Origin of the sequence: Methylocystis sp. SB2, assembly GCF_049817085.1 — a bacterium.
In the GTDB taxonomy this organism is placed as follows: domain Bacteria; phylum Pseudomonadota; class Alphaproteobacteria; order Rhizobiales; family Beijerinckiaceae; genus Methylocystis; species Methylocystis rosea.
In genome coordinates, this window is sequence record NZ_CP187401.1 from 1850924 (window position 1) to 1876214 (window position 25291).

The 25291-nt window shown below is 63.0% G+C and carries 19 protein-coding genes; 6 read left to right on the plus strand and 13 right to left on the minus strand.

The annotated features are described in order from the left end of the window. The first annotated feature begins 16 nt into the window (after nucleotides 1-16). Nucleotides 17-1321 carry a hypothetical protein gene (locus ACPS74_RS09050; RefSeq protein WP_239753744.1) on the plus strand — a complete coding sequence of 435 codons (1305 nt, stop codon included), beginning with the start codon at nucleotides 17-19 and terminating at the stop codon, nucleotides 1319-1321. Here ACPS74_RS09050 and ACPS74_RS09055 read toward each other — a convergent pair. The 3 genes from ACPS74_RS09055 to ACPS74_RS09065 form a co-directional block, all read right to left on the minus strand. Beyond that, on the minus strand, nucleotides 1309-2388 hold the full coding sequence (locus ACPS74_RS09055; protein ID WP_029651103.1) for a hypothetical protein: 1080 nt from the start codon (nucleotides 2386-2388) through the stop codon (nucleotides 1309-1311). The two genes, ACPS74_RS09050 and ACPS74_RS09055, sit on opposite strands and share 13 nt — an antisense overlap. A gap of 62 nt (nucleotides 2389-2450) precedes the next feature. Beyond that, complete coding sequence (locus ACPS74_RS09060; RefSeq protein WP_029651104.1) at nucleotides 2451-3752, minus strand: hypothetical protein; 1302 nt, start codon at nucleotides 3750-3752, stop codon at nucleotides 2451-2453. Further along, nucleotides 3745-4398 carry an ABC transporter ATP-binding protein gene (locus ACPS74_RS09065; RefSeq protein WP_018406178.1) on the minus strand — a complete coding sequence of 218 codons (654 nt, stop codon included), beginning with the start codon at nucleotides 4396-4398 and terminating at the stop codon, nucleotides 3745-3747. Before ACPS74_RS09065 ends, ACPS74_RS09060 begins: the two co-directional genes overlap by 8 nt. Nucleotides 4399-4594: 196 nt before the next feature. Between ACPS74_RS09065 and ACPS74_RS09070 the strand changes: the two genes are divergently transcribed. Beyond that, the gene (locus tag ACPS74_RS09070) at nucleotides 4595-7102 is read left to right on the plus strand and encodes a rhamnan synthesis F family protein (RefSeq protein ID WP_029651105.1); all 2508 of its coding nucleotides are present in this window, start codon (nucleotides 4595-4597) and stop codon (nucleotides 7100-7102) included. Here ACPS74_RS09070 and rfbA read toward each other — a convergent pair. From rfbA to rfbB, 4 genes are read right to left on the minus strand one after another with little or no spacing between them, the layout of a single operon-like run. Continuing rightward, nucleotides 7045-7932, minus strand: a complete 888-nt coding sequence (rfbA, locus tag ACPS74_RS09075) for a glucose-1-phosphate thymidylyltransferase RfbA (RefSeq protein WP_029651106.1) — start codon at nucleotides 7930-7932, stop codon at nucleotides 7045-7047. The genes ACPS74_RS09070 and rfbA overlap by 58 nt on opposite strands. A 12-nt stretch (nucleotides 7933-7944) precedes the next feature. Further along, nucleotides 7945-8826 (minus strand): dTDP-4-dehydrorhamnose reductase, encoded by an 882-nt coding sequence (rfbD, locus tag ACPS74_RS09080; protein WP_029651107.1) that lies wholly within the window; start codon nucleotides 8824-8826, stop codon nucleotides 7945-7947. Between the two features lie 10 nt (nucleotides 8827-8836). Continuing rightward, nucleotides 8837-9427 carry a dTDP-4-dehydrorhamnose 3,5-epimerase gene (gene rfbC / locus ACPS74_RS09085; protein ID WP_051381797.1) on the minus strand — a complete coding sequence of 197 codons (591 nt, stop codon included), beginning with the start codon at nucleotides 9425-9427 and terminating at the stop codon, nucleotides 8837-8839. Further along, nucleotides 9408-10484, minus strand: coding sequence for a dTDP-glucose 4,6-dehydratase (gene rfbB, locus ACPS74_RS09090; RefSeq protein WP_029651109.1), 1077 nt, complete (start codon nucleotides 10482-10484; stop codon nucleotides 9408-9410). The genes rfbC and rfbB overlap by 20 nt, the downstream gene beginning before the upstream one ends. 112 nt (nucleotides 10485-10596) lie before the next feature. Here rfbB and ACPS74_RS09095 point away from each other — a divergent pair, with 112 nt between their 5' ends. From ACPS74_RS09095 to ACPS74_RS09110, 4 genes are all read left to right on the plus strand, one after another. Next, the gene (locus tag ACPS74_RS09095) at nucleotides 10597-12759 is read left to right on the plus strand and encodes a hypothetical protein (protein WP_051381798.1); all 2163 of its coding nucleotides are present in this window, start codon (nucleotides 10597-10599) and stop codon (nucleotides 12757-12759) included. 316 nt (nucleotides 12760-13075) lie between these two features. Further along, nucleotides 13076-13258 carry a hypothetical protein gene (locus ACPS74_RS09100; RefSeq protein ID WP_029651111.1) on the plus strand — a complete coding sequence of 61 codons (183 nt, stop codon included), beginning with the start codon at nucleotides 13076-13078 and terminating at the stop codon, nucleotides 13256-13258. Nucleotides 13259-13330: 72 nt separating this feature from the next. Further along, on the plus strand, nucleotides 13331-14881 hold the full coding sequence (locus ACPS74_RS09105) for a CHAD domain-containing protein (protein ID WP_029651112.1): 1551 nt from the start codon (nucleotides 13331-13333) through the stop codon (nucleotides 14879-14881). A gap of 167 nt (nucleotides 14882-15048) precedes the next feature. Next, nucleotides 15049-15897 (plus strand): hypothetical protein, encoded by an 849-nt coding sequence (locus ACPS74_RS09110; RefSeq protein WP_239753735.1) that lies wholly within the window; start codon nucleotides 15049-15051, stop codon nucleotides 15895-15897. A 51-nt stretch (nucleotides 15898-15948) separates the two neighbouring features. Here ACPS74_RS09110 and ACPS74_RS09115 read toward each other — a convergent pair whose 3' ends face one another. The 6 genes from ACPS74_RS09115 to ACPS74_RS09140 all read right to left on the minus strand — a co-directional run bounded on the left by ACPS74_RS09115 (nucleotide 15949) and on the right by ACPS74_RS09140 (nucleotide 25291). Further along, nucleotides 15949-16077 carry a hypothetical protein gene (locus ACPS74_RS09115; protein WP_018406190.1) on the minus strand — a complete coding sequence of 43 codons (129 nt, stop codon included), beginning with the start codon at nucleotides 16075-16077 and terminating at the stop codon, nucleotides 15949-15951. 120 nt (nucleotides 16078-16197) lie between these two features. Continuing rightward, a complete protein-coding gene (locus ACPS74_RS09120; protein WP_029651114.1) occupies nucleotides 16198-17904 on the minus strand; it encodes a bifunctional protein-serine/threonine kinase/phosphatase in 1707 nt (568 codons plus the stop codon). A gap of 14 nt (nucleotides 17905-17918) precedes the next feature. Next, nucleotides 17919-19181 (minus strand): MFS transporter, encoded by a 1263-nt coding sequence (locus ACPS74_RS09125; RefSeq protein ID WP_029651115.1) that lies wholly within the window; start codon nucleotides 19179-19181, stop codon nucleotides 17919-17921. Then, the gene (locus ACPS74_RS09130; RefSeq protein ID WP_029651116.1) at nucleotides 19162-21942 is read right to left on the minus strand and encodes a nitrate reductase; all 2781 of its coding nucleotides are present in this window, start codon (nucleotides 21940-21942) and stop codon (nucleotides 19162-19164) included. Before ACPS74_RS09130 ends, ACPS74_RS09125 begins: the two co-directional genes overlap by 20 nt. An 8-nt stretch (nucleotides 21943-21950) precedes the next feature. After that, nucleotides 21951-23540: a sulfite reductase subunit alpha gene (locus ACPS74_RS09135; protein ID WP_029651117.1), complete on the minus strand. Its 1590-nt coding sequence runs from the start codon at nucleotides 23538-23540 to the stop codon at nucleotides 21951-21953. Further along, complete coding sequence (locus ACPS74_RS09140) at nucleotides 23537-25291, minus strand: NirA family protein (RefSeq protein ID WP_029651118.1); 1755 nt, start codon at nucleotides 25289-25291, stop codon at nucleotides 23537-23539. Before ACPS74_RS09140 ends, ACPS74_RS09135 begins: the two co-directional genes overlap by 4 nt.

The window sequence follows — 25291 nt, forward strand, 5'->3', positions numbered from 1 at the left end:
AGCGACTTGAGGGTAGATGAGCACGCATAGGGCTCCGAGACCGCCTAAACTGTCAGAAGTGATCGCCACCGCGCAGAACGTGGCGCGTTTCTCGTCGACCAAGGCCGTTGAGATTTTCGCGCCGCTGACGACGAGGGACGCCGCGAGCCGCCTGCCGACGCTGATTCGCGAAAGCTTCGAGGGCATGGCCGAGAAACTGGCGACCGCCAGGGCGGACGCGGGCGGCGGGCTGCTCGGACGCAGCTTCATCTTCGCCGTTGTTCTGCCGACTTTCCTGTTCTGGCTTTACGCCTGCTTCTGGCAGTCGGAGCGCTACGTCGCAGAGACCCGGCTGACCGTGCGCGCCCAACATGAAAAAAAAACGGGGACCGACGCAGCGTCGATGATCACCAAGCTGACGGGTGGAGGCTCCAGTACGGCCTCGCAGGACGCCTTCATGGTGCTCAATTACGTGAAAAGCCGCGCCATTGTCGCCGACCTCGGCGGCCGCGACTACATGGAGAAAAAGTTTGCGGGCTCCGGCGTCGACTATTTTTCACGGCTAGGCAGAAACGCCAACGCGGAAGAAATCTGGAAATATTGGTTGAGTCATATTTCGGCCAGCGTCGACACCCTTTCCGGCATTTTGACCGTGCGCACCGACGCATTCCAGCCCAAGGACGCGCTCGACGTCGCGCGCGATATCGTCAAGCTCAGCGAGGAACTCGTCAACAAGATCACAGTGCGCAATCGCACCGACGCATTGAGCCGCGCCGAGCTCGAAGTGACGCTGTCCCGTCAGATGCTTGCCGACGCGCGCGAGAAGACGCTTCAGTTCCGCAACAAGAACGTCATCATCGACCCGGGTTCGCGCGCTACAAGTATTGGCGAACTGTTGGCCAAGCTCACAATGGAGCGCATGGATATCGTCAACGCGCTTTCGACATTTTCTTCGTCGCTCTCCAGCGATGCGCCCAGCCAACGGCTGCAACGCACGCGTCTTGCGGCGATCGACCAGCAGATCGCGGAGCTCAAGAAGAAGCTGACGGACCCGCAGGGCGCCGACGCCGTTTCCTCGCAGATCGCGTCCTATGAGCGCCTGAAGCTCGACGAGCAATTCGCTGAAAGGCTCTATTCGATTGCGCAGACCTCCTACCATCACGCGCGGCAGGAACTTGCAAAACAGCAGCTCTATCTCCTCACGATCGTCGAGCCGACGTTGCCGGAATCTGCGAGTTACCCGAAGGCCGCGGCGAACACCATCCTGCTGTTTTGCGCGCTGCTCGTCGCCTGGGCGGCGATTTCGCTGATCGTCGCGAGCATCGACGATCACATGGTTTGAGTGTCCCGCGCGACGACGTCGGCGTCATCGGAGAGCGCGGAGACAACCGATTCCTCGGCGAAGGAATAGAGCGCCAAATCGGCTTCAAGAAGGTCCGCGACGAGGCTGATGCGCGACAGCCGATCGGCCAGCGCGCTGATCGAAGGGTGCACCACCGGTTCATAATCGCCGGTGAGATCGTGACCGAGGATGCCGGCAAGCAACGCGCTGAAATCACGAAAGCGGCTGCGCACGCCCACGAGTTCCATCGACGCCAGGTTCTCGAGCGCGGCCGGAACGTGACGGCGCTCCGGCGTCTCGCCCGGGATGCAGCCGAACATTCGCGTCATCGGGCTTATGAGCGCCTCACGCTCCTCATCGGAAATATTCCGGAATTTCGCAAGGATGCCTTTCGGATCTTCGAGCGGCAGGTCGCGAACAAAATCGCTCAACGCCGTCAGCCCGGTGAAGAGCAGCGGCAGCATATGCGTCGAATCCGACTTCTGGATCAGGCTGAGGATCACCAGTCGCTGCGCCAGCTCCTCGAAGGGGTCGCTCAACAGCGCCGCGGTCGTGAATTTCGCATTGGAAAGAAAATGCGCATAGCGCGGGAAGCTCGAGCGCCCCGACATGAAGATTGATTTGTTGAAACTGTTGTTAATGAGCACGAGCATGGTCTCGAACGCATAGCGCTCGGTCGACGGGTAGGTGAGCGTGAACAGATTTTTCGACCGTCCGCCCAATTTCTCGATGGGGCGAATCGAACCGTCGAACAGAAAAAATTTGCGCTCGATGTGCCGTCCCTTCTTGAATCGCCGGTAGATCAGAATTCCGGTGTCGGCTTCGAGCAGTTCGATATCCTCAACGCCCGGCAGCCCCTGGATCATCTTGTCGTCGATCAGAAAGCCAACGAGACCGGTGGCGTGAACGCCGAGGTCGCGCACGTCCGGACGCTGAATGGTCGCCGAGATTTCAACGTCTTCTTCTCCCGGTCTGCGGACCAGGATCTTCGGAACGGCGGAAGGATTATCCGGCGCGAGCCAGCCACCAATGGCGGCGCCGTCGTCGGCGTCAATATTGAAAAACACGATCGCTCCATCTCAACCGATAAGCGCCGCCGATCCGCGTTTCGGCCCCGCTGCCTCGTCCGCTATTTGGCCATATGATCGCGGATAAGGAAGGCCACGGCGACGAGCGCGAGCCAGCCGATCGTCGCCGGCGCGACAATAATGCCCCATTCGATCCAACGCCGGGGATAGAGAGATTTTTCCGCAAGCGTCGGGCGCAGGAAGGAGACGAGATAGGCGCGCTGCGTTTCGAGATCGACTCGGGCGTTTTCAAACATCGATGCGGCGAGCGCATATCTTTGCCGGGCGAGATCAAGCTCGATCTGATGCATGGAAAGCACGCCCGCACGCTGCGCCAGAGAGCCCTCCCCCCTCTCGCCGCCGCCGGCGATTTGCGTCGAATATTCGTCAATCTGGCTCTTGAGGCTCTGAACCCGCGCGGTGAGCAGGCGCGCTTGAGGCGAGTCCGACGTCGCCGAGTCGCTGTGCAGCGCGAGATCTTCCTGGGTCGCCGCGAGTTCAAGCCGAAGCGTGGTGATGAGCTTGTTGATCGCCTCCGCCGCAGCGGGCGCGTCAAGCACGCCCTCGGTATTGCGCGCGTCGCGCATGGAGCCAGTCGCATTCTTCAACTGTTCTTCCGCGCGCGTCAGTTCCGTGCGCGCCTGCGCCAGCGCATCGCGCCTGGAGCGCGTTGACAGTTCGTTAACGAGCCGTTCCGAAAGGTCAGTGACGTTCTGCGCGATGCTGAGCGAATCGCGTGGCGTGAAGGCGCGCACATTGACGGAAATGATGCCGGACATCATGTCGAGGCTCGCGTCGATCCGCCGTTTCCAGTATTTTTCCAGCTCCTCAATCGAATCTTCCGGATCGAAACTCGAAAAATAGTCGACTCCGGAACGCGAGAACATGGCGCGCAAGCCGACCTTCCGGTCGAGCGCTTCGACCATCGAGCGGCTCCGGATGAAATTGACGAGAACCTGCGCGTCCTGCATCTGCTGAGAGGCCTGCGAACCCATGGCGCCTCCGCTCAAGAGATCGAGACTCGACGCTTCGCCGGCGCGCAGCGCGAATTTGGTTTCGGTCACATATTGCTTGCTGGCGATCAGCCCCCAATAGATCGAGGCGACGAGAAACGGGGCTATGACGAAGGCGGCGAAGCTGGCGAGAACGCCGAGGCGGAACGCGCGGTCGCCGCGTCGCGCCTGGAAGCCGCCGCCCCCGGCGATGACGCTCGTCGGCGCGCGGGATTTATTCGCGGCCCTGCGCAGCGCGCGCGAAATCGATTTCGCCTTAAAGCTAGCGTCCTGCGGGCTCAGCGGCCCCCGCTCGGGGTCGGCGAGCGAGACCGTGATCTCCGGCTGCTGGGCGTGAACGGCTTCAGGCATTGAGCTTCTTATAAAGTTCGATCGCGTCGTCGACGCTGTTGAAGACGTGCATTCGCCCGCCCGCCAGCACCATGCCGCGATCGCAATATTGCTGAATGGTCGTCATGGCGTGCGACACCATGATAACGTCCGCGGTTCGCCGGCGCTTGGAGAACTCCTCTTGGCACCGCGCAGCGAAGCGCGCGTCGCCAACGGCGGTGACCTCGTCGATGAGATAGCAGTCGAATTCGATCGAGAGCGACAGGCCAAAGGCGAGACGCGCCATCATGCCGGACGAATAGGTGCGAATCGGGGCGTCGATATAGGCGCCAATCTCGGCGAAGTCCTCGACAAAGTCGATAACCTTGCGCGCGTCCTGTCCGTATACGCGCGCGACGAACTTCACGTTTTCGCGTCCGCTGAGCATCGGGTGCAGCCCGCCGGAAAACCCCAGCGGCCACGAGACGCGCGAGGAGCGCACGACCCGCCCTCCGTTGGGCAGCTCGGTGCCTGCGAGGAGGCGCATCAGAGTCGATTTTCCGGCCCCATTGACGCCGAGAATGCCGTAGCTGCGGCCAGCGGCGAAGTCGAGGCTGACATGATCGAGCACGACCTTCCTGTGGCCGTGCGAGCGATAATACTTAAAGACATTGTCAAGCTTGATCATGATTCCCGAGCGGCGGACGGTTGGTGTGCCCTCACATTCCCCCGGCGCAGCCCCTAGCGCGCCGCGGGCCTTGGTTACGCCGAATTCTTGGCTAAGTCATGGCGAGATAAACGGTTTTCGTTTAAGCCGGAGACGGTTGAATTTTCGTAAATTTCCACCGCCCCGAATTGCCCAAGCTCGACTGGAAGGCGCCCGCATGACGGAAAAGAAATCCGAAACCAGGCTGCAATGGGCGCGCCGTCATCTGCGCAATGGCTACATTATCCTGACCACACGAGGCGCCGTGGCGCTCTACGGAGCGGCGATGCGCGAACTGGCGAAGCTGATCGATTCGCCGGTCGGCGTGTTTCTCGCGCCGCGCGATCTTTTGCGGGACGGTCCACGCTTCCTGCGCGAACAGGGGTTGCGCGCCGCCTGCGGCGCCGTATTGCGCCAGATCGCCGCGCAATATGATCCGCCGCTCGGCCGGCGACGCAATCCGATCAACGACCCGCTGCGTCAGGCGGCGATCAGCTATTACTACACTTATGAATTGACCAAGCCGGACGGGGTCGTTCCCTCCCGCCGTCCGGTCAATGAAATGGACTTCGCGCTCGAGACGCCTTTCGCTTATGACGCGAGCCCGAAGCGCGCGCATTCGATCGTCGCCATCGTCCACGCCTTCTATCCGGACGTGCTGCCGCTTGTCCTCGAAAAGCTGCATAACGTTCCCGGCGCGCTGGATCTTTGCGTCTCGACGGACACCGAGGAAAAGAAGCGGGCGGTCGACGCGGTCTGCGCCGACTGGCGCAAGGGCAAGGTGTTGACGCGCATCTGCCCGAATCGCGGGCGCGACATCGCCGCCAAATTCTTCGGGTTTCGCGACGTCTACGCCAATTACGAGCTGTTCATCCACCTTCACACCAAGCGCTCGCCCCACGGCGGTGAGGCGCTGGCGCGCTGGCGCGACTATCTCATCGACAATCTTCTCGGGTCAGAGCGCATCGTGCGCTCGATTCTCTCGCTGTTCGACGATCCGCGGCTCGGCGTCGTATTTCCGCAGCATCTTTTCGAACTGCGCGGCATTTTGAATTGGGGCTACGACTACGATCTGGCGCGCAATCTGTTGAAGCGGATGAATATCGAGATCGACAAGAACCTCACGCTCGAATTTCCCTCCGGCTCCATGTTCTGGGGCAGGACCGCCGCGATCCGACCGCTGCTCGACCTCGACATCGGGTTCGCCGACTTCCCGCCAGAGAGCGGACAGGTTGACGGCACTCTTGCGCACGCCATCGAACGTTCTCTGCTGATGATTGCTGAATCGCGCGGCTTCGAATGGCTCAAAGTCGCGCAGCGCGATCTCTATCCGATGGGCCATACGCTGCTGCCCGTGCACAGCGCCGACGACCTCGCGGAGCATCGGCTCAAGGTCTTCCAACCCGCGCTCGCATGCGTCGACTCCAATTTTCATCCCTATGCAACCCCGATCGCCGAAACGCGGCCTCTGCTCTCCTATCCGTCGCGCAACGATCGGCCGCGCCTGACACTGCTGACCCCGACCGTCAATCCGCAGCAGACCTTCGGCGGGATAGCGACCGCGATGAAACTCTTCTCGGCGTTGCTCGCCGAACTCGGCGACGATTTCGATGCGCGCATCGTGGTGACCGACGCGGATATCGAACCCGAAGCCTATGCGGCGCTCCCCGGCTATGCGCCGGTTCCCTATGCGGCCAGCCTCGACGCCGAAAGGGCTGCGCTCGTCGACGCCAACGAGCGGGAAGGCGGCAGGCTGAACCTGCGCGCCAATGACTTTTTTTTCGCGACGGCCTGGTGGACCGCGGAATTCGCGCTGGCGATGGAGCGCGACCGCGCGCGCTATTTCGGCGGCGAGCGTCCGTTCATTTACCTCATTCAGGACGACGAGCCGCACTTCTATGGCCGCGGCGCAAAGTCCTGTTTTGCCGAAGCGACCTATCATCACGGCGATCAGACAATCGCAATCGTCAATTCTGAAGAGCTCTTCTCGGTCATGACCGAGAAATATCAGTTCCGTGACGCCTGTTATATTCCCTACGAACTCAACCAACGCATTGGCGAGCGGCTGACGAATGTCGCGCGAGAGCCGGCGATGCTGGTGTATGGGCGGCCAGCTGTCGCGCGCAACGCCTTTGAGTTGATTTGCGCCGCGCTCGTCATTTGGCAGCAGCGCGATCCGCTCCGGGCGAGCCGCTGGAACATCATTTTTCTCGGCGAGGATTTTCCAGACTCGCTTCTCTATCCGGTGCAGAACGCCACCGTCGGCGGGAAGGCCCGGCTCGATGACTACGCCGACCATCTCAGCCGCGCGCTTGTCGGCGTTTCGCTGATGATCTCTCCCCACCCGAGCTATCCGCCGCTCGAAATGGCGGAAGCCGGGCTCGCGACAATCACCAACGCTTTCGCGGGGAAGGATTTGCGCCGCCGGTTCGACAACATCGTTTCGCCCGCGCGGCTCGATCCCGCATCGCTTGCGGATCTGATCGAGGACACTGTCGCGAGAATGGAGCCTTTCGTCGACGCCATCGTTGCGCGTCAGCGTCCCTCAGCGCCGCCGGCCGATGCGATGCGTCGCTTCGATCCCAAAACCCTCGCCGCCGAGCTGCGGCGCGCCGCGGCTTCGCCGCTCTATGCGACCGGCGAAACCTCCCGCTCCATCTCCGCGAGCACCTGCGAGATATATTGACCATAGCCGCTTTTGGAGAGTTTTGACGAGGCGGCGCGCGCCTGCGCGGCGTCGATCCAACCGGCGCGGAAGGCGATCTCTTCGAGGCAGGCGACGCGCTGTCCCTGCCGCTGCTCGATGGCGCGCACATATTCGCTGGCTTCGATCAGCGCCTCGGGCGTGCCGGTGTCGAGCCAGGCGAATCCGCGGCCAAGTCGGGCGACCTGCAGTTCGCCGAGCTCCAGATAGATGCGGTTGAGATCGGTGATCTCCAATTCGCCGCGCGGCGAAGGCTTCAGTTGCGCCGCGAATTCCGGCGCGCGTTCGTCGTAAAAATAAAGACCGGTCACCGCCCAATTCGATCGAGGCCGAGGCGGCTTCTCTTCGATCGAGATGGCGCGGCCGGCGGAGTCGAATTCGACGACGCCGTAACGCTCCGGATCGCGCACGTGATAGGCGAAGACCGCCGCCGAGCTGCGCGACGATTCGCTCAACACTTCCGGCAGGCCGTGGCCGTAGAAGATGTTGTCGCCAAGGATGAGCACCGAGGGTTCGCCATCGACGAATTCGGCGCCGATGAGATAGGCTTGCGCCAGCCCCTCCGGCCGCGGCTGCACGGCGTAAGACAGCGACAGGCCCCATTGCGCGCCGCTCCCGAGCAGCCGCTTGAAAGAAAGCAGATCCTCGGGCGTGGTGATGATCAGGATCTCGCGCACGCCCGCGAGCATCAGCGTGGCGAGCGGGTAGTAGATCATCGGCTTGTCGTAGACGGGGAGCAATTGCTTCGACGTGACGAGCGTCATCGGATGCAGCCTGGTGCCGCTTCCTCCGGCGAGAATGATGCCGCGCATGGAGAATCCTGTTCAGGTTGGAATTAATCGGGCGACGCAGGCGTTCACGGAGTCGCGCCATTTCGGCAGCGCGACGCCATAGCTGACTTCGAGCTTGGCGTTGTCGAGCCTTGAATTCGCTGGGCGGCGCGCCGGCGTCGGATAGTCCGCCGTCGCGATGCGCTTGACGCGCACGGGCTTACGGCCTTTCGTCTCCGCCGCCGAAAAGATCGCATCCGCCATGTCCGCCCAGCTGGCTTCGCCCTGCCCGGTCATGTGGAAAACGCCGCGCAGGCGCGGATCGGAATCGTCGACGAGTCTTTCAGCGATGGCGAGCAGCGCATCGGCGATGTCGAGCGCGCTTGTCGGATTGCCGATCTGATCGGCGACGACGCCGATTTCTTCGCGGGTCTCGCCGAGACGCAGCATCGTCTTGACGAAATTCGTTCCAAACGGACTGTAAACCCAGGCGGTGCGCAAAACGGCGCAATTCTCGCAGCGCGCGGCGATTTGCCTTTCGCCTTCGAGCTTCGAGCGCCCATAGGCGCCGGTCGGGCTGGGTTCGTCGTCTTCGCGATAGGGACGGTCCAGCGCGCCGTCGAAGACATAGTCGGTCGAAAGATGCAGCAGCGGCACCTTCAATTCGGCGGCGGTTTCGGCGACGAAGCCTGCGCCCGCGCCATTGACGCGCATCGCCACGTCAGGCTCGCTCTCGGCCTTGTCGACCTGAGTATAGGCGGCGGCGTTGATGATGGCGTCGCAGCGCACGCTGCGCAAAGACGCAAGAACCATGTCGCGGGAGGAGAGATCGAAGCGCGGGCGGCCGAGCGCCAGCATTTCGACGCCTCTCGGCGCACGCTCGATGAGCGAGCTGACGACCTGGCCGGTGAGCCCCGTGACGGCGATGCGCTTCATCTTGCCCACTCTACGCGAAAACTTCCGTCAGATCCCGCAGCCGCGGCCATTTGCGATCCTTGTCCGACAGCACGGCGCTTTCGGCGGCGGCCGGCCACGCGATCCCGATGTCAGGGTCGTCCCAGGCGACGCCGCAATCATGCTGCGGCGAATAGAAATTCGTCACCTTGTAGATGACTTCCGTATCGGGCTCGAGCGTGACGAAACCATGCGCGAAACCGATGGGAATGAACAGCTGACGCCAGTTCTCTTTTGAAAGCTCGACCACGACGTGACGCCCGAACGTCGGCGAAGACCGCCTTAAATCGACGGCGACGTCGAGTATGCGGCCGCTGATCACGCGGACGAGCTTGTCCTGCGCGAAAGGCGCGGTCTGGAAATGCAGACCACGCACCGTCCCGATGTCGCGGGACAATGAGTGATTGTCCTGGACGAAGTCGAAATTCAATCCGGCGTTCGCCCAGGTCTTTTCATTATGCGTTTCGCAAAAGAAGCCGCGCTCGTCGCCAAATTTTTTAGGCGTGACGAGCTTCAGCCCCGAAAGCTCGAGATCTTCAAACAAACAGCCCCCCTGTCGCGCGTCAGGCGACGGCTTCTTCATCTTGCTCGGTTAGCACGCCGAGGCGCTCGCCGCGATATGTGCCCGAGCGGATCGCTTGCCACCAATCCGAATTATCGAGATACCAGCGCACGGTTTTGCGAAGACCAGTTTCAAACCGCTCGGCCGGCCGCCATCCGAGTTCCCGCTCGATCTTGGAGGCGTCAATGGCGTAGCGCAGATCATGTCCCGGCCGGTCGGCGACAAAAGCGATGAGATCGCGATGAGATCCGGCGCGCCGCGGACGAAATTCGTCCATCAGTTCGCAGATGGCTTCAACCACGTCGATGTTGCGCCATTCATTGCGGCCGCCGACGTTATAGGACTCGCCGACGTCGCCTTCGCGCGCCACGCGCATCAGCGCCGAGGCGTGGTCCTCGACATAAAGCCAGTCGCGCACATTCTCGCCGCGGCCATAAACCGGCAGCGGCTTCTCCTCGATCGCATTGATGATGGTGAGCGGAATCAGCTTCTCCGGGAAATGATAGGGTCCGTAATTATTGGAGCAATTGGTGACGATCGTCGGAAGACCGTAAGTGTGACGCCAGGCGCGCACGAGATGGTCGGAGCCCGCCTTCGAAGCCGAATAGGGCGACGTCGGGGCATAGGGCGTGTCTTCGTGAAACAGCCCTTCCGCGCCAAGCGCGCCGAACACCTCATCGGTGGAGATATGCATGAAGCGGAAGTTGCGCGCGTGGGCGCGATCGAGCTGGCGCCAATAATCCAGCGCCGCCCGCAGCATCACGAAGGTCCCGACGACATTGGTTTCGATGAAGGCCGCCGGCCCGTCGATCGAGCGATCGACATGGCTTTCGGCGGCAAGATGCATGACCACGTCGGGCCGAAAATCCTCGAAGGCGCGCGCGACTGCCGCCGCGTCGCAGATATCGGCTTGGAGGAAGGAGAAACGCGGACTATCCGCGATGGGGCGCAGCGATGCGAGATTTCCCGCATAGGTGAGCTTGTCGAAAACGAGAATCTGATCGACGCTCTCGCCGATGACGGCGCGCGCAACGGCCGAGCCGATGAACCCCGCGCCCCCGGTGATCAATATTTTCATCAAAGCCCCGCTTTTATCTATCGTTCCGCCCTGAAATCGCGCCTTCACGCCCGCGCAGGGGAGCCCTATTGCGAAGGCGGCGGTCGGCGCTCAAGCCGTTTACGCGGACTATGTGGCGGAACAACGTCATGGCGTTGCACGAGAATTTGGCGCGGCGGCGAGCGCCACGGCGCAGAATTGCGTGATTGCGGCGCGCGCGGATATGCTCCTGGCGACTTCAGCTTCGCATGGCGACGGCGCCATGCCTCACGCTCGGGCGCGGCCGTCAATGTGGAGAGAGCAGTTCGACTATTACTGGGATGGGCGGCGCCGGCTGGCCATCGGCTGGTTTGAGGGCGCCGAACGCGCGGCGGTCCGGCCGGAACTCACGGTCATCTCGGCGCGGGACGAGCGCTTTACGAACGCGCCCACGCTCATCGACGTCATCAGCGCCGCGCGCTGGCGCGCCCGCATCATTGTCGTTGATGTGCCGCCTGAGGATCGATTCATCCGACTGACCGCCGCCGATGGCGCCGAACTCATCCTGGCGCTCTCCGCGGAGCGCGACCTGCCGCAGGGCGGCGACTGGCGTCTGCTCCTGACGTTGCTGCCGGACGCCGGCGGCGCCGACCCCGTCGCCTTTCGGCTGGCGGCGGTTCCGGCGCGCGGCGACGTCGAACGGCTGTCGCGCGAGCAGACCGCGGCGGCCGGCGCGCGATTGGTATGGGCGATCGGCCAGCGCCGCGTCGTCGAACGCGCCGACAACGCCGTCGTCATCCGCCTCGCCCCGGCGCGCCGCATCTTCCCGGCCTATCAGAGCCGACTCGTCCTGGAGGCGGCGCCGTTCGAATCGTCGGCGGCCGCCGACGCGCGCGAGGCGCCCTTCGCCATCATGGAGCATTGGCTGCGCGAACCCGGCGCGCCGCGCATTATTCTTCGCCTGCGAATTCCCGATTCGATCGAAGAGAGCGCCACGCTGCTCGGCCGATGCAGCGTCGCGCTGGCGATGAACCAGCGCCGGCGGCTGAAAGGCTGGACGCTCGAGCAGCGGTCGGCGGGAGAACCCGCCGTGGATCCGCTCACCTTTGACGACCTGCGGCAGGCGACGGGCGATCCGCATGAACATCCCGACGCGGCGGAAACGGCGGAGCCGGTCGTCGTCGGCAATCTTTTGGCCCTGCTTGTCGATCCTGAAGAGGCGGAAGTCGATGGAATAGCCTTGCGGCGCAGCCGCGAGAAAGCCGCTCCCGGCATGGGCGAAACCGCGGAAATCGAATTTTACGGCTCTGCCCTTGGCGATGACGTCGGCCTCGTTTGCCCGGCGGCAGGGCCCGGCGATCTCGGCATCGCGCCGGTCGATCCCGGCGGCCCCGCCTTCGCGCGGCTTTTTCGAGTCGAAGGCGACGGACTGGCGCCGCGCCGCGCGACGGATGACGAGGGACTTCTCGACGATCTCATGCGCCGCGCCGCCGACGCCGCGCGCGCCGCGACCAGCGCAGCCGCCCGCGCCGTGGCCGAACGCGCCGCCGGGCTGAAAGGACGGCGCGACAAGTTTGTCGCTTCGCTGAACGGCGCTCTGGCGCGGGCGGAAGTCGCTGCGCGTTTTGAGCCGCCGGGCCTGTGGGATGCGCTCGAGCCTTTGGCGCAAGCGAGCTTCACAGCGCTCGTCATCGGCGAGACGGGGCCGGCCCGCGCGCGCCTGCAGCAACTCGGCGGCTATGGCGCCTTTTGCGCCGATCCCGCGCTTGCGGCGGGGATTGCGGAGGGCGGCGAATTTGCGCAGTCCGCGCGTCTTTCCGCCGAAACCGCACCGGCGCGCGGCGCGCCTTCACTGCTTGCCCGCTATCTCGACGCCTGCGGCGCCCAAGGCATGGCGCCGGCGGGCGTTGACGCCACGCAAGAAGCGCGGCTCATGCGCGCGCTCTTGAAGGAGCCGGATGTCGCCGCATTACGCGAGGCGCGCGTCGCTCTGGCGATCGACGACGGCGTCCGGCGCGAAGCGGCGAAGGCGGCGCGATTCATCGTCGACGCCGCCGCGGTCGAGCGGGCGCGCGCGCATTTCACGGAAGCTGGCGCGATGGACGCCGCCGACATGCTCGACGCCTATCTTGACTTGCGGCGCGCCGGCGGCTGGGCGCCGCCGCATGAAGCGCCGACTCTCGCCGCGCTCGTCGCGCGCGCTGGAGTTGAACTGGACGTCGCGCGGCTCGAAGCCGAAAGCCTCGCGCATGCGCCGCCGACTCAGGAGCGGTCGAAGGGATTATTCGCCGCGATGCGCGGGTTATTTGGACGCTGATTTGTCAAGTCCGCGCGGCTTGCGACCGTTCGCCCGAACAAGCTCTGGAGACCGCTGTCTGCGTTCTCTCGTCAGAGCCGCCGAATCAATTCGCCTCCCCGCTCGTTGCAAAGCCGTGAAAGCAAAAATTTTCAATTCTCCGGAATGTGACACTGAACTGGATTATTCTGCCACGGAAGGCGTCGCGCAACGAAAGCGTTTTCTACTGCGCAGCAGAAATAAGGCGAATGACCTGCGTCTGGATTCGTCGTGGCCGATGCCCCCTTGGCTCAGGCCATCGGTTCCATGCCAGAGCCCCCATGTTTAAGAGGACGACATGACAGATAGCGACAAAACCGAAGCGGAAATTCTGCAGCAGTGGATTGAGGCTGTCGGCGGCAGCATCTCTCTGGGAGAGAGCCTGTTGAAATCTGTAGAGGTGTCAAAAAGAGGCGATAAGCTGACGATCGTGCTGAAGAAAAAGAAGCAAAGAAAAAGGTCCGACCAAACAGAGCCATAGTCGCTCTGGAGCGACCCGCCGAGGTAGCGCCGATCGCGCTGCGCGCCGCTACAAAAATGATATATTCCCCACATGAGCGAGATCGAGCTAAAACTCTTGCTGGACAAGAAGATGTCGAGTGAGATTTGGGCGCGCCTGAAGGCGTCGAAGCTGGCTCACGGCGCTCCTGTAACGAGAACGCTCAGAAGCATTTATCTCGATACGCCCGACCACGCACTGAACAAGGCGGGAATTGCGCTGAGGCTCAGGCGCGATGGGCGGCGGTGGATTCAGGGCGTCAAAACCAGGGGAACCTTGCATGGCGGCCTGTCGCAGGTCGGCGAGCTAGAGAACCCGGCGCCTGGCGGACGCCTGTGTCTCGATGCAATTTCCGATTCATCGATTCGTGAGGAGATCGTTGACCGCGTCAACGGCGCTCCGCTTCAAACCGTTTGCGAGACCGTGATCACGCGCAGGACGAGCGAGTTGATGCTTTCCGACGGCACGCGCGCCGAGCTCGCGCTCGACATTGGCGAGGTTCGGGCTGGCGAACGCTCTGCTGAGCTCTCCGAGTTGGAAATCGAACTCCTCGCAGGCAAGGCAAGCGGACTGTTCGACATTGCGCTCATCCTAGTTCCTGATGGCGGGTTGCAGTTCTCCCGTCTTTCCAAGGCCGCGCGCGGTTATTTGTTGGCCCAAGAGGGACGGATCGATTCGCCGCTTGCGCCCCGCAATGCTCAGAACCTTGCGCTTGATCCCGCGCAAACCGCCGAGCAAGCGGCCCGGGACGTCTTGCGCGAATGCCTCGATCAGATCGCCACGAATGTGCTCGTCGTTCGCCAGCTGGACGACGACGAGGGGCCGCACCAGCTGCGGGTTGGCCTGCGGCGGTTGCGCAGCGCATTTTTGGTCTATGCCGCCGTGCTGCGAAGCCCCGAGATGAAGCGGCTTGACGCCGAGGCGCGCTGGCTCGGACAGGAAGTCGGGAGCCTGAGGGATCTCGATGTGGTGGCGAACGACATGGCGCGGCGGGAAGCCGAAACTCATCCCGACGAGCCCGGACTTTTGGCGCTCGCTGATGTGGTCGCGCGGCAGGCGCGAGAACGGCGTGAGCAGCTGCGCAAGCTTATTGTCGGCGCGCGCGTGCAGGCGTTCCTCATCGATCTTGCACGCTTCGTGGAGACGCGTGGTTGGCTTGTGCCTCAGGATTTCGTCCAGACCGAGCGGCTGGCGGCGCCGATTACAACGCTCGCGCGCGCGTCTCTCAACAAACGCTGGAAAAAGACCGCTAAGCATGCCCAGGGACTTGAGACGCTGACCGTGGAACAGCGCCACGAGTTGCGCAAGGAGCTCAAAAAGCTGCGCTATGCCGTCGAGTTCTTTTGCTCCTTATTTCCGGCGAAACGAATCGATCCTTTCTTGAAGCGTCTAAAAAAGCTGCAGACCGTGTTTGGCGATCTCAACGACGCCGCGACGCTGAAAGCGATGTTCACGGGAGCGGACGTCCCCGGCGCCGAAGCGCCATCGATACAGCGCGCCATCGGCTGGATGATCGGGGCGAGTCAGGCGCGCGCCGAATTGGGCTGGACCGGCGCCAAGGCGCTCTGGAGAGATCTCGAGCAGGCCCGCCCGTTCTGGAAATGACGACGTCGCGATCGCCGCGCCATTGGGCGCTTCCTCGATAATTTTTGGATTGCCGTTGGCGCCATGTTACATGGCCCCGCGAAGTGGCTGGACGTCGAGGATTACGGCGCGCGATGCGTTGTGCGCCGTCTTATTGATGAATGTCGGATATTGGGAGACCGAAGTCTATGCAGAGCGATCCGTTCAGCGAGATCAACGCCACCTTCCGAATGCTTTACGGCGCAAATCGCGACGAGGTGTTCGCATCAACGCCGCTCTCTGCGATCACATTCATCGGGACGGGCGAAATCTGGCGCATCGAGCATGGCCAAGTCGTAAAGTCCTATCCGCCGACGCCGTGGATCATTCAAGTCAAGTCGCTGATGCATGCGGTTATCGGCGTCCAGGGAACCTGGGCGCGCCTGGTGCGCGGGAAGGATCTCGAGTCCGCACGGCTGGCGGCTGTCCGCCTGAATAAGGCGCTGGAGGAGGCCGTGTCGCGTTTGTCGCGTGAGCTGCCCGCCGAACTTGTGTCCCCCGCGCAGATCGTTCTCGGTCAGCTGCTTCAGCTCTCAGTCAACTGGGCCGCAGGTCAGATGGCGACGCCGGCGGAACTCCCGGAGGCTCTCGAAAAGGTTCAAGTCGAACTTGAAAAGATCATCACCGCGGTGGGAGAAGCGGTCTACGCGTCCATCGTCAGAGGCTTGCACAGTTTCATCGACGAGACCGACCCTGCCGTCTGGGAGACCTGTCTCGTCTGCGTTTGCGGCGTGGCCTTTGGGCGCCGCGACAATATTGAAATCGCAGCCGCCATGTCGTTGATGGGCGAAGAGTCGGTCGGAACGCGGCTTCTCTATCTCGAGAATGCCCACGATTTGCCTCAGGCCATGGCGTGTTTGGCTGCGGCTCTCGCCGATAGGGATCTTGGAGAAGGCGTTTTCAACGATCCCTATCGCATGTGGCGCGATCTTCTGGGCGACGTCGCCGCCCGGCATGTTGGCAAAGGCTTCTTCCCGACGCTCGGCCGTGATCGATAACGATTGCGTTCTGAGCGTCAGCCAGCGACGCCGCCGTGCGTCTGCAAAGCGTTAGAAGAGGCCCGCGTTATACGCGGCGACGTGACTGAATTCGCCAAGGGCCATCGCGATGTTGAGCGCTTCGGCGGCCAGTGCGATAGCGACGACTCCAAAAATTCCTGTCGTGATCATCGGTCCCATGACGTTCTCCTTTCTGCGTTAATCAGAAGTTAAGGAGAGACGCGCGCTGGCGCTGTGCGCCGTCGCACAAGCCCTGAACGCCGGAAATCGGCTGGCTCAAGGAGATTCCCTACGCCGCTGCTAGCGATGGAAAAGCGCGACCGCCAGGAAGAGCGCCAGCAGCAAACAGAGCGTTTGCCAGAAGATGAGGGGATTGCGTTCGTAGAGAGACTTTTTGCGCAGCGCCAGCGGTTGCCCCCGCGCCGCGCCGTTTTCAAGCTCGAAGGCGAACTCCAGCACATCGCCGAAACGATCTTCGCGCGCGACGGCGATCGCTTTGACGATGGCGGCGTCGAGCCAGGCGGGGAGGTCGGCTCGCTTGAGGGAAAGCGGAAGTGGCTTTGTGAAGCGCGGTCTACTGAACGGCTCGATCTCGCCGTAGGGGTAACAACGGCCGAACATACGATAGACGGTGACCCCGAAAGCATAAAGATCCGACGCCTCGTCGCCGGCGGCGCCGTCGAAAAGCTCGGGCGCCATATAGCTCGGCGTGCCGGGCGCAAGCGCTTCCGGCAAATTCTCGAGGTTCGGCGCGCGGCAAACGCCGAGATCGACGAGCCGCAGCCCGCCATCCTTGAGCAAAATGACGTTGTCCGGTTTGATGTCGCGGTGGATGACGCCGCAGCGATGCAAAGTCGCGATCGCGCGCGACAAACGCGTCGCGATCGAAACGCCTTCGGCAAGATCGATGCGCGGTTCGCGCCGCAGGCGCCCCTCCAGCGTCTCGCCATCGTAATATGGCATCACCGAATACAGCCGGCTTTGTCTGCCCGGGAGCAGTTCGACGACTTCGCCGATGAACGGACTTCTCACCCGCGCCGCAACCCAGGCTTCATTGACGAAGGCGAGCCGGTAGGCGGCGTCATCGGCGACGCGCGGATGCGGAAACTTCAAAACGACCGCCTTTCCGTTCTGCATATCCGTCGCCCGCATCAGCCGACTGTAGCGCCCTTCAGAAAGAAGGCCGTCCATTCGAAACTCGTCGATAAAATCTCCGATCGCCGGCAACTCGCGAATCGGCAAGGCTGCAAAGGCGCGCGACAAGGCGCGCTCGTCGGCCGGCGGCACATCGATGACGTCAACGACAAGCGCAGTGACATTATCGTGGCTGCCCGCCTCGAGCGCCGTCTGAACGATTCTCTCCGAGGTTTCCTGCGGCCCGCCCCTTTCGGCGAGCAGCGCACGAAGCTTGGCGTCTGGCAACACCCCATGAACGCCGTCCGAACACAGCAGAAATCGATCATGCACACTGAGACTATGCATGCCTTGGTCGAACAAAAGCGCATCGTCGAAGCCGACCGCGCGAAGGAGCGCATGGGCGAAATCGCCGCGACCTAAGGTGTGATCCTTCGTCAGTCGTTCGAGGCTGGCGCCAGCGAGTCGGTAGACGCGCGTATCGCCGACGTGAAGGATAAAGGCGTTTCGACGCGACAGGATCAGCGCGCTGAACGTCGTCGCCATGCCTTCCAATGAAGGATCGACTCTCGACTGCGCCGCGATCCAACTGTTGGCCGCTTCAAGGGAACGGGCGGCGGCGCGACTGACGCCCAAGGTTTCCGGCTGCGCATAATAGCCATCGATGAAGGCGCGCACAGCAGTCTCAGCCGCGGCGCGCCCGCCCTTGTGGCCGCCGACGCCATCGGCGACGGCGGCGACGACGCCCTGCAAGGCGCCGGCGCCGCCTGGACCCAGGCAAAATGCGACATAGTCCTGATTGTCGGGCCGTCGGCCTTTTTGCGTCGCAAAGCCCGCTTCGATTCGAAGATCATGAACGACGCGGACCGACACGGCTGTTCCTCAGCTCAGATTCGCGCGCCGGAAACGGCGCCCCAAGTCGTGCGCCAACGCGTCTTCACGAAGATCAAACCGACGAGGCCGAGCAGCGCAAGGAAACCGAAGAAGACGAACCCGGCGGTGAAGCCGCCCGTCGCGCCTTTGGAGTAGGCGAGCGTCTTGGCGAGAAAAAATCCGCCAAAACCGCCCGCGGCGCCGACGAGGCCGGTCATCGCGCCGATCTCCCGGCGAAAACGCTGCGGCAGCAACTGAAACACCGCGCCATTGCCCATGCCGAGCGATAACACGCCAACAGAGAACAACGCCACCGCGGCAAAGGCGACGGGCGGCAGCTGCATCAGACCCCATCCCGCGACGCCCTTCGCCGGAGCCGGCCCCGCCGGCAGAAAGGCGACGGCGAAATAGCAGGCGGAGACGAGAACGAAGAGGAAGCACAACGTCTTCACGCCGCCGATGCGGTCCGCGATATACCCGCCGACGGGCCTGAAACCCGAACCGAAAGCGACGATCAGCGCCACCATGAGGCCCGCGGCGACTCCCGTGGCGTGATACTGCGTCGTGAAATAGAGCGGAAGCGCCGAAGCAAGACCAACGAAGCCGCCGAAGGTGATGAAGTAGAAAAACATGAACCAGCGGCTGTCGGAGTCCGCGAGCATTCTGCCGTAGTCGGCAAGAGCAATCGTCGTTTTGCCGCCGGGCGCGTCCTTGGCGGCCAATGCATAGACGAGCAGCACCAGGACCATCAGCGCCAGCAGTACGCCATAAACGGTCTGCCAACCGTAAGCCTCGGCGATCGAGGGCGCGAAAAGCGTGTCGAGCACGACCCCCATATTGCCGGCGCCGGCGATGCCCATCACGAGGCCCTGATATTGCGGCGGATACCAGCGGCCCGCCTGCGGCAAGGCGACGGCGAAGGACGCGCCGGCGAGCCCGAGGGACAGGCCGAAAAGCGCGATGGCGATCGAACTGCTCAAGCCAAAGACGCACACCAGAGATACCGCGAACATCACGATCGCCTGCGCGAGGATGCCCGTCATCTTGGGGCCAATCGCGTCGGCGAGGAGGCCGAGCGGAACGCGAAAAAAGGCGCCGCCGAGAACCGGAATCGCGACAAGCGAAAGTTTGTCCTCGACCGAAATCGGCATTCCTTTGGTGATGTAAATCATCAGCGGGCCGAGCGAGACCCAGGCCATGAAGCTGATATCAAAATAAAGGAAGGCCGCAAGCAACGTCGGCCAATGACCAGCCTTTTTAAAGTCCGACAGTTTCATCAGATGCTCCTTCTTTCATGCTTGTTGGATCCTCTCGCGGCAAATCCATCGCAGACTCGGCGGCGAGAGAAATCTTGATGAGACGTTGAATTTCCGGTTGGCAGGAGCCGCAATTGGAGCCTGCGCGCGTGGCCTTCCCGACGTCGAGCGCCGAGCGGCAGCCTTGTTGAATTGCCGCTTCGATTTGCTTTTGGCCGACGCTAAAGCATGAGCAGACGAGCGGACCGTCATTCGTCAGTTGTCGGCCCGAGCGACCGGACAACAGCGACAGCCGCTCTGACTTATCGAGACGATCGCGGGCGAAGAGTTCGAGCGCCAAGTCCCAGGATTGTGCAACGGGAGACAAAGCCCAGATGAGCGTTGCGCGGTCCGCAAGGAAAGTTGCCCCCAAGAGAAGGCTCTTGGTTTCGTCCATCAATTGTATGACGTCTTCGCTCGCGGCAGCGGTGCGGATGACGTCTGTCCAGGCGTCATCGGAAAGGTCGGCGGCGACGCGATAGCCGTGGCCATTGGCGACGGCGACGCGCGCCCACCATACGCCCTGGGGCAGCGTGATCGAGCTGCGGGAGAGAAGAAAGCCCTGGTGCGCGAAGCGCAAAGGCGTGACGATGGCGGGCGTCGCCTTGGATTCCGGCTGCCCCGAGAATGGATCGACACAGGGCGCGACAAGCGCGCCAATGCGCGCATCCGCGGCGGTTTCATCGGTCCAGTGAATTGGCGCGAAAACATGCCCGGCGGGCTGACGATCCGTCACCACCGCGCGCAAGACGCAGCTTCCATAGGGCGTCGCGACGCGCGCGAAGCCGCCGTCTTCTAATCCAAAGCGTTCAGCGTCCGACGGATTGATTTCAACGAAGGGTTCGGGAAGATGTCGCGCAAGACGTGGGCTCTCCCCAGTGCGCGTCATGGTGTGCCATTGATCGCGGATGCGGCCGGTGTTGAGCCGAAGCGGAAAATCCTTGGTCAATGTGGTCGCCAACGTCGGCTTCGCCGGCGCAACGAATTGTGCTCGTCCGCCCTGCGAGAAAAAGCCGCCTTCAGCGAAGAGGCGCGCTCGGCCCTTGCCGTCGCCCTCATGAATCGGCCACGGCGTCGGCTCGAGCGCGTCATATTGGGCGTCGCTTAAGCGCGCGAGACCGCCAATATCGAAGGCCCGCGTTTCGTCATTCTCGAAAGCCGAAAGCGCGGCGTGTTCGCGAAAAACATCTGCAGATGAGCGATAGGCGAAGCCTGCAAAGCCCATGCGTCGCGCGACATCGGCGAAGAGCGCCCAGTCGGCGCGAGTCTCTCCCGGCGGCGGTAGAAAAGCGCGCTGACGCGAGATGCGGCGCTCCGAATTCGTCACCGTGCCGCTCTTTTCGCCCCACGCCTGCGCCGGCAGGAGCAAATGCGCGCCGCTATTGATCGTGTCGTTCGACGCCACATTGTCGGAGACGATGAAGAGTTCGAGCTTGCCGAGAGCGGCGCGCACGGCGTTGGCGTTTGGAAGAGACGCCGCCGGATTGGTTCCGACGACCCACAGCGCCTTGATGTCGCCACGCGCGATGGCGTCGAACATCTGCACCGCCTTCAGTCCGTCACGCGTCGCCATGCGCGGCGCACTCCAGAATCGGCGAACGCGATCGATGTTTGCGGGCTCGAAGCCCATATGCGCGGCGAGGCTGTTGGCGAGCCCGCCGACCTCCCGACCGCCCATGGCGTTGGGCTGGCCGGTCAGGGAGAAGGGCGACGCGCCAGGTTTGCCGACTCGGCCCGTGGCGAGGTGACAATTAATGATGGCGTTGACCTTGTCGGTTCCCTGCGCCGACTGATTGACGCCCTGCGAGAATGCGGTGACCGTGCGCGGCGTTTGCGCGAATAATTCGAAGAAGGACGCAATGTCGACCTCGCGCAGTCCGGTCGCCAGAGCGGTCGCTTCAATCGACGACGCGATGGTCTGTGCGGCCTTCAGGGCCTGCGTCAGCCCCGTCGTATGACGGCGGATGTAATCATCGTCGAAGGCGCCGAGCTTCGCGAGATAGACAAGCAGGCCGCAAAACAGCGCCTGATCAGCGCCCGACGCGATCTGCAGAAACAGATCGGCGCTTTCGGCCGTCGGCGTACGCCGCGTGTCGATGACGACGAGCTTGGCGCCGCGCACTTCCTTGTTGCGCATGATGCGCTGGAACAGGACGGGATGACACCAGGCGGCGTTGGAGCCGACGAGAACGATGAGGTCGGCTTGGTCGAGGTCTTCGTAGCAGCCCGGCACGACATCGGCGCCGAAGGCGCGCTTATGGCCGGCGACCGTGGAGGCCATGCACAGGCGCGAATTGGTGTCCACATTGGCCGAGCCGATGAAGCCCTTCATCAACTTGTTGGCGACATAATAGTCTTCGGTCAGCAATTGCCCCGAGAGATAGATCGCGACGGCGTCAGGACCGTGCTCATCGACGATGCGACGAAAGCCGATGGCGGCTTCGTCCAGCGCGGCATCCCAGCTCACGCGCGCGAAGGCGCCGTCGGCCTGTCGGCGCATCGGATGGAGGAGGCGCCCGTCGAGCCCGAGCGTTTCGCCGAGAGCTGAGCCCTTAGAACAGAGCCGACCAAAATTTGCGGGATGCGCCGGATCGCCAGTCACGTCGGCGCCATTTGCGGACGCGAGCACGCCGCAGCCGACGCCGCAATAGGGGCAGGTCGAGCGCGTCGTCGTCGCCTGAACAGGCGCGATGCTGTTGTGCAGATTTTCAAGCGCCGCGGGCGCCAGGACTTCTTCGAGCATGAGCGGCCTCAATAGACGTCCTGTTGATAGCGCCCGCTCTTCTTGAGCTGGGCGACGAAAGCGACCGCTTCGTCGGCGTTGCGGGCGCCGAATTCGGCGACGACGTCGACAAGCGCGCGTTCGACATCCTTGGCCATGCGCTGCGCATCGCCGCAGACGTAAAAATGCGCGCCTTCCGCAAGCCAGGCCCATAATTCACGGCCGGACTGCCGCATGCGGTCCTGCACATAGAATTTTTCCGCGCCATCACGCGACCAGGCGAGCGACAGACGCGTGAGCAGACCTGTCGCCTTCATCGTTTCGAATTCCTCGGCGTAGAAGAAATCGCAGGCCGAACGCTGGTGTCCAAAGAAGAGCCAGTTCCTGCCGGGCGCGCGGGTCGCCGCGCGCTCCTGCAGAAAGGCGCGAAACGGCGCAACGCCGGTGCCAGGCCCGATCATGATGATCGGCGTCGTGGGATCGTCTGGCAGCGCGAAGCCATGCGCCGGCTGCACATAGACCGGAAGGCTGTCGCCTGGCGCGATGCGCTCAGCCAAAAAGGTCGAACCGACGCCAAGACGCTTGCGCTTGCCGACGACATAGCCGACCGCGTCGACCGTCAACGACAGGCGTCCCGGCGTCGCCTTGGGGGACGAGGAGATGGAGTAAAGGCGCGGTTGCAGCGGATCGAGCGCTTCGACGAAGGCTTCCGGGTGCGGCCGCGCCCCGGGAAATTTCTGCAGCACAGCGAGCACATCGAGCGTTGCGGCATCGCCGTCAGGGTCCTTACCCTGCGCCAGCAAACGCGCTTTTTCACGCTGTCCGCCGCCGGTGATGAAGGAGATCAGTTCGAAAAGCGCATCAGGCGCCGGAGATAGCGAAACGTCACTGAGCAAGGCGTCGCGAAGAGTTTTGTCGCCCACCGGCGTCACATGCGAGGCGCCGAGCATGGCGATGATCTGGTCGACGAGGCCGAGATCATTTTTGGCAAACACGCCGAAGCTGTCGCCGACTTTGTAGCTGATGTCGCCGGCGCCGAGATCGAACTCGATATGCCAGGTGTCTTTTTCCGAGCCTTCCTTGTTCAGTCGACGGCGAGAGGCGAACGTCGCGCGCGCCGGATTATCCCGCGAGCAGCCAGGCGCCGAAGCGACCGTGGGTTCAATCTGGGCGACAATGGTCGGCGCCGGCGAAGGCTGATCCAGCTCCGCCGCGAGCGCTTTCAGCATGCGCGCCGTGTCCTTGCCGCCGGGCGCGCAGAGATTGAGGCGCGCTTCCTTCCTGGTGGCGAGAGCATCCGCGTAAGTCTCGCAAATGTAGCCGCACTGGCCGCAGTCCTGTTGCGCCATCGCCGCCATCAGGCGGCGACGCAACGGCCGGCCTTGCGCGAGCTGCATGCGCGATTCGAGCGCCAGCGTCTGATCATGCCACGGCGCCTCGCCATCGTCGTTATCGGCGCCAGCCATGACGGCGGCGTTGGCCTCTGGCGAGAGCGGCGTGATCGAGCTGTCATCGGGCGCGGCGAAGCCGGCAAAAAAGCCGCTGAGCCAAGCGCGCTGCTCGGGCGTGAAAGGCGCGTTTGGCGGAATGAGAAAAGGCGGGGAGGACTGATGAGTCACGCCATGCTCTCCTCATTAGCAAGACGGCGCAGCGTTTCGATGTCGTGGCGGCGCGCAAAGGCGACGAAAGTTTCGTCCGCGTTTGAACGGTTCTCTCGATAGGCGCGAAGAATTCTCGCCACCATCTCCGGCGCCTCTTCCGCTTTCACATTTTGATAAAACTCGGCGGCGAAGCCGGCGTCTTCCGCGAACCCGCCGCCGACGAGAATGTGATAGCCTTCGACCGTTTCGCCCTCGTCATTCACCGGCACGCGCGTGGCGATCAGTCCGATGTCGCCGATGTAATGCTGCGCGCATGAATGATGGCAGCCGGTCAAGTGAATGTTGATCGGCGTGTCGATGGGCGTCGCCGTCTCGCAATAGGCCGCGATTTCCTCTGCGTGCCGCTTGGTGTCGGCGGCGGCGAAACGGCAGCCAGAATTACCTGTGCAGGCGATGAGCCCCGCCCGAATCGGCGAGGCTTGCGTCGAAAGACCCAGCGCTTCGATCATCGCGACGGCGTCCGCGACGCAACCGTCGGCGACGCCGGTGATCAGCACATTCTGCCAGACCGTAAGACGAAGGCCGCCGTCGCCGAATTGGCGCGCGATCTCGGCGAGACCGCGCGCCTGCTCGGGGGTAAGACGACCGACCGGAAGAGCAACGCCGATCCAATTGAAGCCCGGCTGCTTTTGCGGATGCACGCCGATATGCGCCGCGCGATCCTGACGCGGTCGAGCGTCGATCGCGTTCGTGCCGACGCGAAGCAGCTTGCGACCAAGCTTGTCTTCGACGGCGGCAAGAAATTTGTCGAAGCCCCAGGCGTCGAGCACATATTTGAGCCGCGCCTTGGCGCGGTTGGTGCGATCGCCATGCTCGATGAACACTCGCAGTATCTTGTCGGCGACTTCCACCGCATCGTCCGGCGAAACGATCACGCCGGTGTCGCGCGCGAAATCCTTGTGACCGGTGATTCCGCCGAGCGCGAGGCGGAAATAAACGCCGGGCGCGACGCCATAGCCGTCCTGTACGGCGACGGCTTGAAAGCCGATGTCGTTGGTGTCTTCCAGCGCGCCGATCAATCCCGCGCCGTCAAAGGCGATGTTGAACTTACGCGGCAGTCCGTAAAGCGAACGGTCATTGAGGATGTGATGATGCATGGCGCGCGCATAGGGGCGCGTGTCGATGAGTTCCTGCGGATCGACGCCGGCAGTCGGCGTGCCGGTGATATTGCGGATATTGTCGGCGCCGGAGCCCTTGCTCCAGAGCCCCAGATCCTGAATCGCCTCCACGACATTGGTGGCGTTCTTCGGCGCGATCTCGCGGATTTGGATATTGGCGCGCGTCGTCACATGCAGATAGCCGCCGCCAAACTTTTCCGCGAGATCCGCAAGCCCGGCGAACTGCCAATGCGTCAGCGCGCCATTGGGAATGCGCAGCCGGCACATATAGGACTCCTGCGCCGGCGCGACATAGAAGAGCCCATAGTAGCGCCAGCGGAAATTGTCGGCGGGCTTTGGCGGCGCGTTCTCTTTCGCTTGAGCGACAAGGCGCGGCCATGCGTCGAATGGATGCTCTTCGCGCTTCCATTTTTCCTGATCGGTCAGCTTGCCGCCGGCCGCGACGACGCGATCTTGCGCGGAGAAATGCGCCGCGTCCGGCCCCATGGGCTGCGCTTGCGCGGGCGGCGTCTTTTGTCCGCCGCGCGCGGAGAAGCCGGCTGCAAAACCTTCAAGATAGCGCTTCTGGTCGAGCGTGAAGTCGACGGACAT

Excerpts from the sequence above, each read along its gene's own strand:
- ACPS74_RS09050 (WP_239753744.1), top strand. The coding sequence starts at position 17 with ATGAGCACGCATAGGGCTCCGAGACCGCCTAAACTGTCAGAAGTGATC.
- ACPS74_RS09060 (WP_029651104.1), bottom strand. The coding sequence starts at position 3,752 with ATGCCTGAAGCCGTTCACGCCCAGCAGCCGGAGATCACGGTCTCGCTC.
- ACPS74_RS09065 (WP_018406178.1), bottom strand. The coding sequence starts at position 4,398 with ATGATCAAGCTTGACAATGTCTTTAAGTATTATCGCTCGCACGGCCAC.
- ACPS74_RS09070 (WP_029651105.1), top strand. The coding sequence starts at position 4,595 with ATGACGGAAAAGAAATCCGAAACCAGGCTGCAATGGGCGCGCCGTCAT.
- rfbA (WP_029651106.1), bottom strand. The coding sequence starts at position 7,932 with ATGCGCGGCATCATTCTCGCCGGAGGAAGCGGCACCAGGCTGCATCCG.
- rfbD (WP_029651107.1), bottom strand. The coding sequence starts at position 8,826 with ATGAAGCGCATCGCCGTCACGGGGCTCACCGGCCAGGTCGTCAGCTCG.
- rfbC (WP_051381797.1), bottom strand. The coding sequence starts at position 9,427 with ATGAAGAAGCCGTCGCCTGACGCGCGACAGGGGGGCTGTTTGTTTGAA.
- rfbB (WP_029651109.1), bottom strand. The coding sequence starts at position 10,484 with ATGAAAATATTGATCACCGGGGGCGCGGGGTTCATCGGCTCGGCCGTT.
- ACPS74_RS09100 (WP_029651111.1), top strand. The coding sequence starts at position 13,076 with ATGACAGATAGCGACAAAACCGAAGCGGAAATTCTGCAGCAGTGGATT.
- ACPS74_RS09105 (WP_029651112.1), top strand. The coding sequence starts at position 13,331 with ATGAGCGAGATCGAGCTAAAACTCTTGCTGGACAAGAAGATGTCGAGT.
- ACPS74_RS09110 (WP_239753735.1), top strand. The coding sequence starts at position 15,049 with ATGCAGAGCGATCCGTTCAGCGAGATCAACGCCACCTTCCGAATGCTT.
- ACPS74_RS09115 (WP_018406190.1), bottom strand. The coding sequence starts at position 16,077 with ATGGGACCGATGATCACGACAGGAATTTTTGGAGTCGTCGCTATCGCA.
- ACPS74_RS09125 (WP_029651115.1), bottom strand. The coding sequence starts at position 19,181 with ATGAAACTGTCGGACTTTAAAAAGGCTGGTCATTGGCCGACGTTGCTT.
- ACPS74_RS09130 (WP_029651116.1), bottom strand. The coding sequence starts at position 21,942 with ATGCTCGAAGAAGTCCTGGCGCCCGCGGCGCTTGAAAATCTGCACAAC.
- ACPS74_RS09140 (WP_029651118.1), bottom strand. The coding sequence starts at position 25,291 with ATGTCCGTCGACTTCACGCTCGACCAGAAGCGCTATCTTGAAGGTTTT.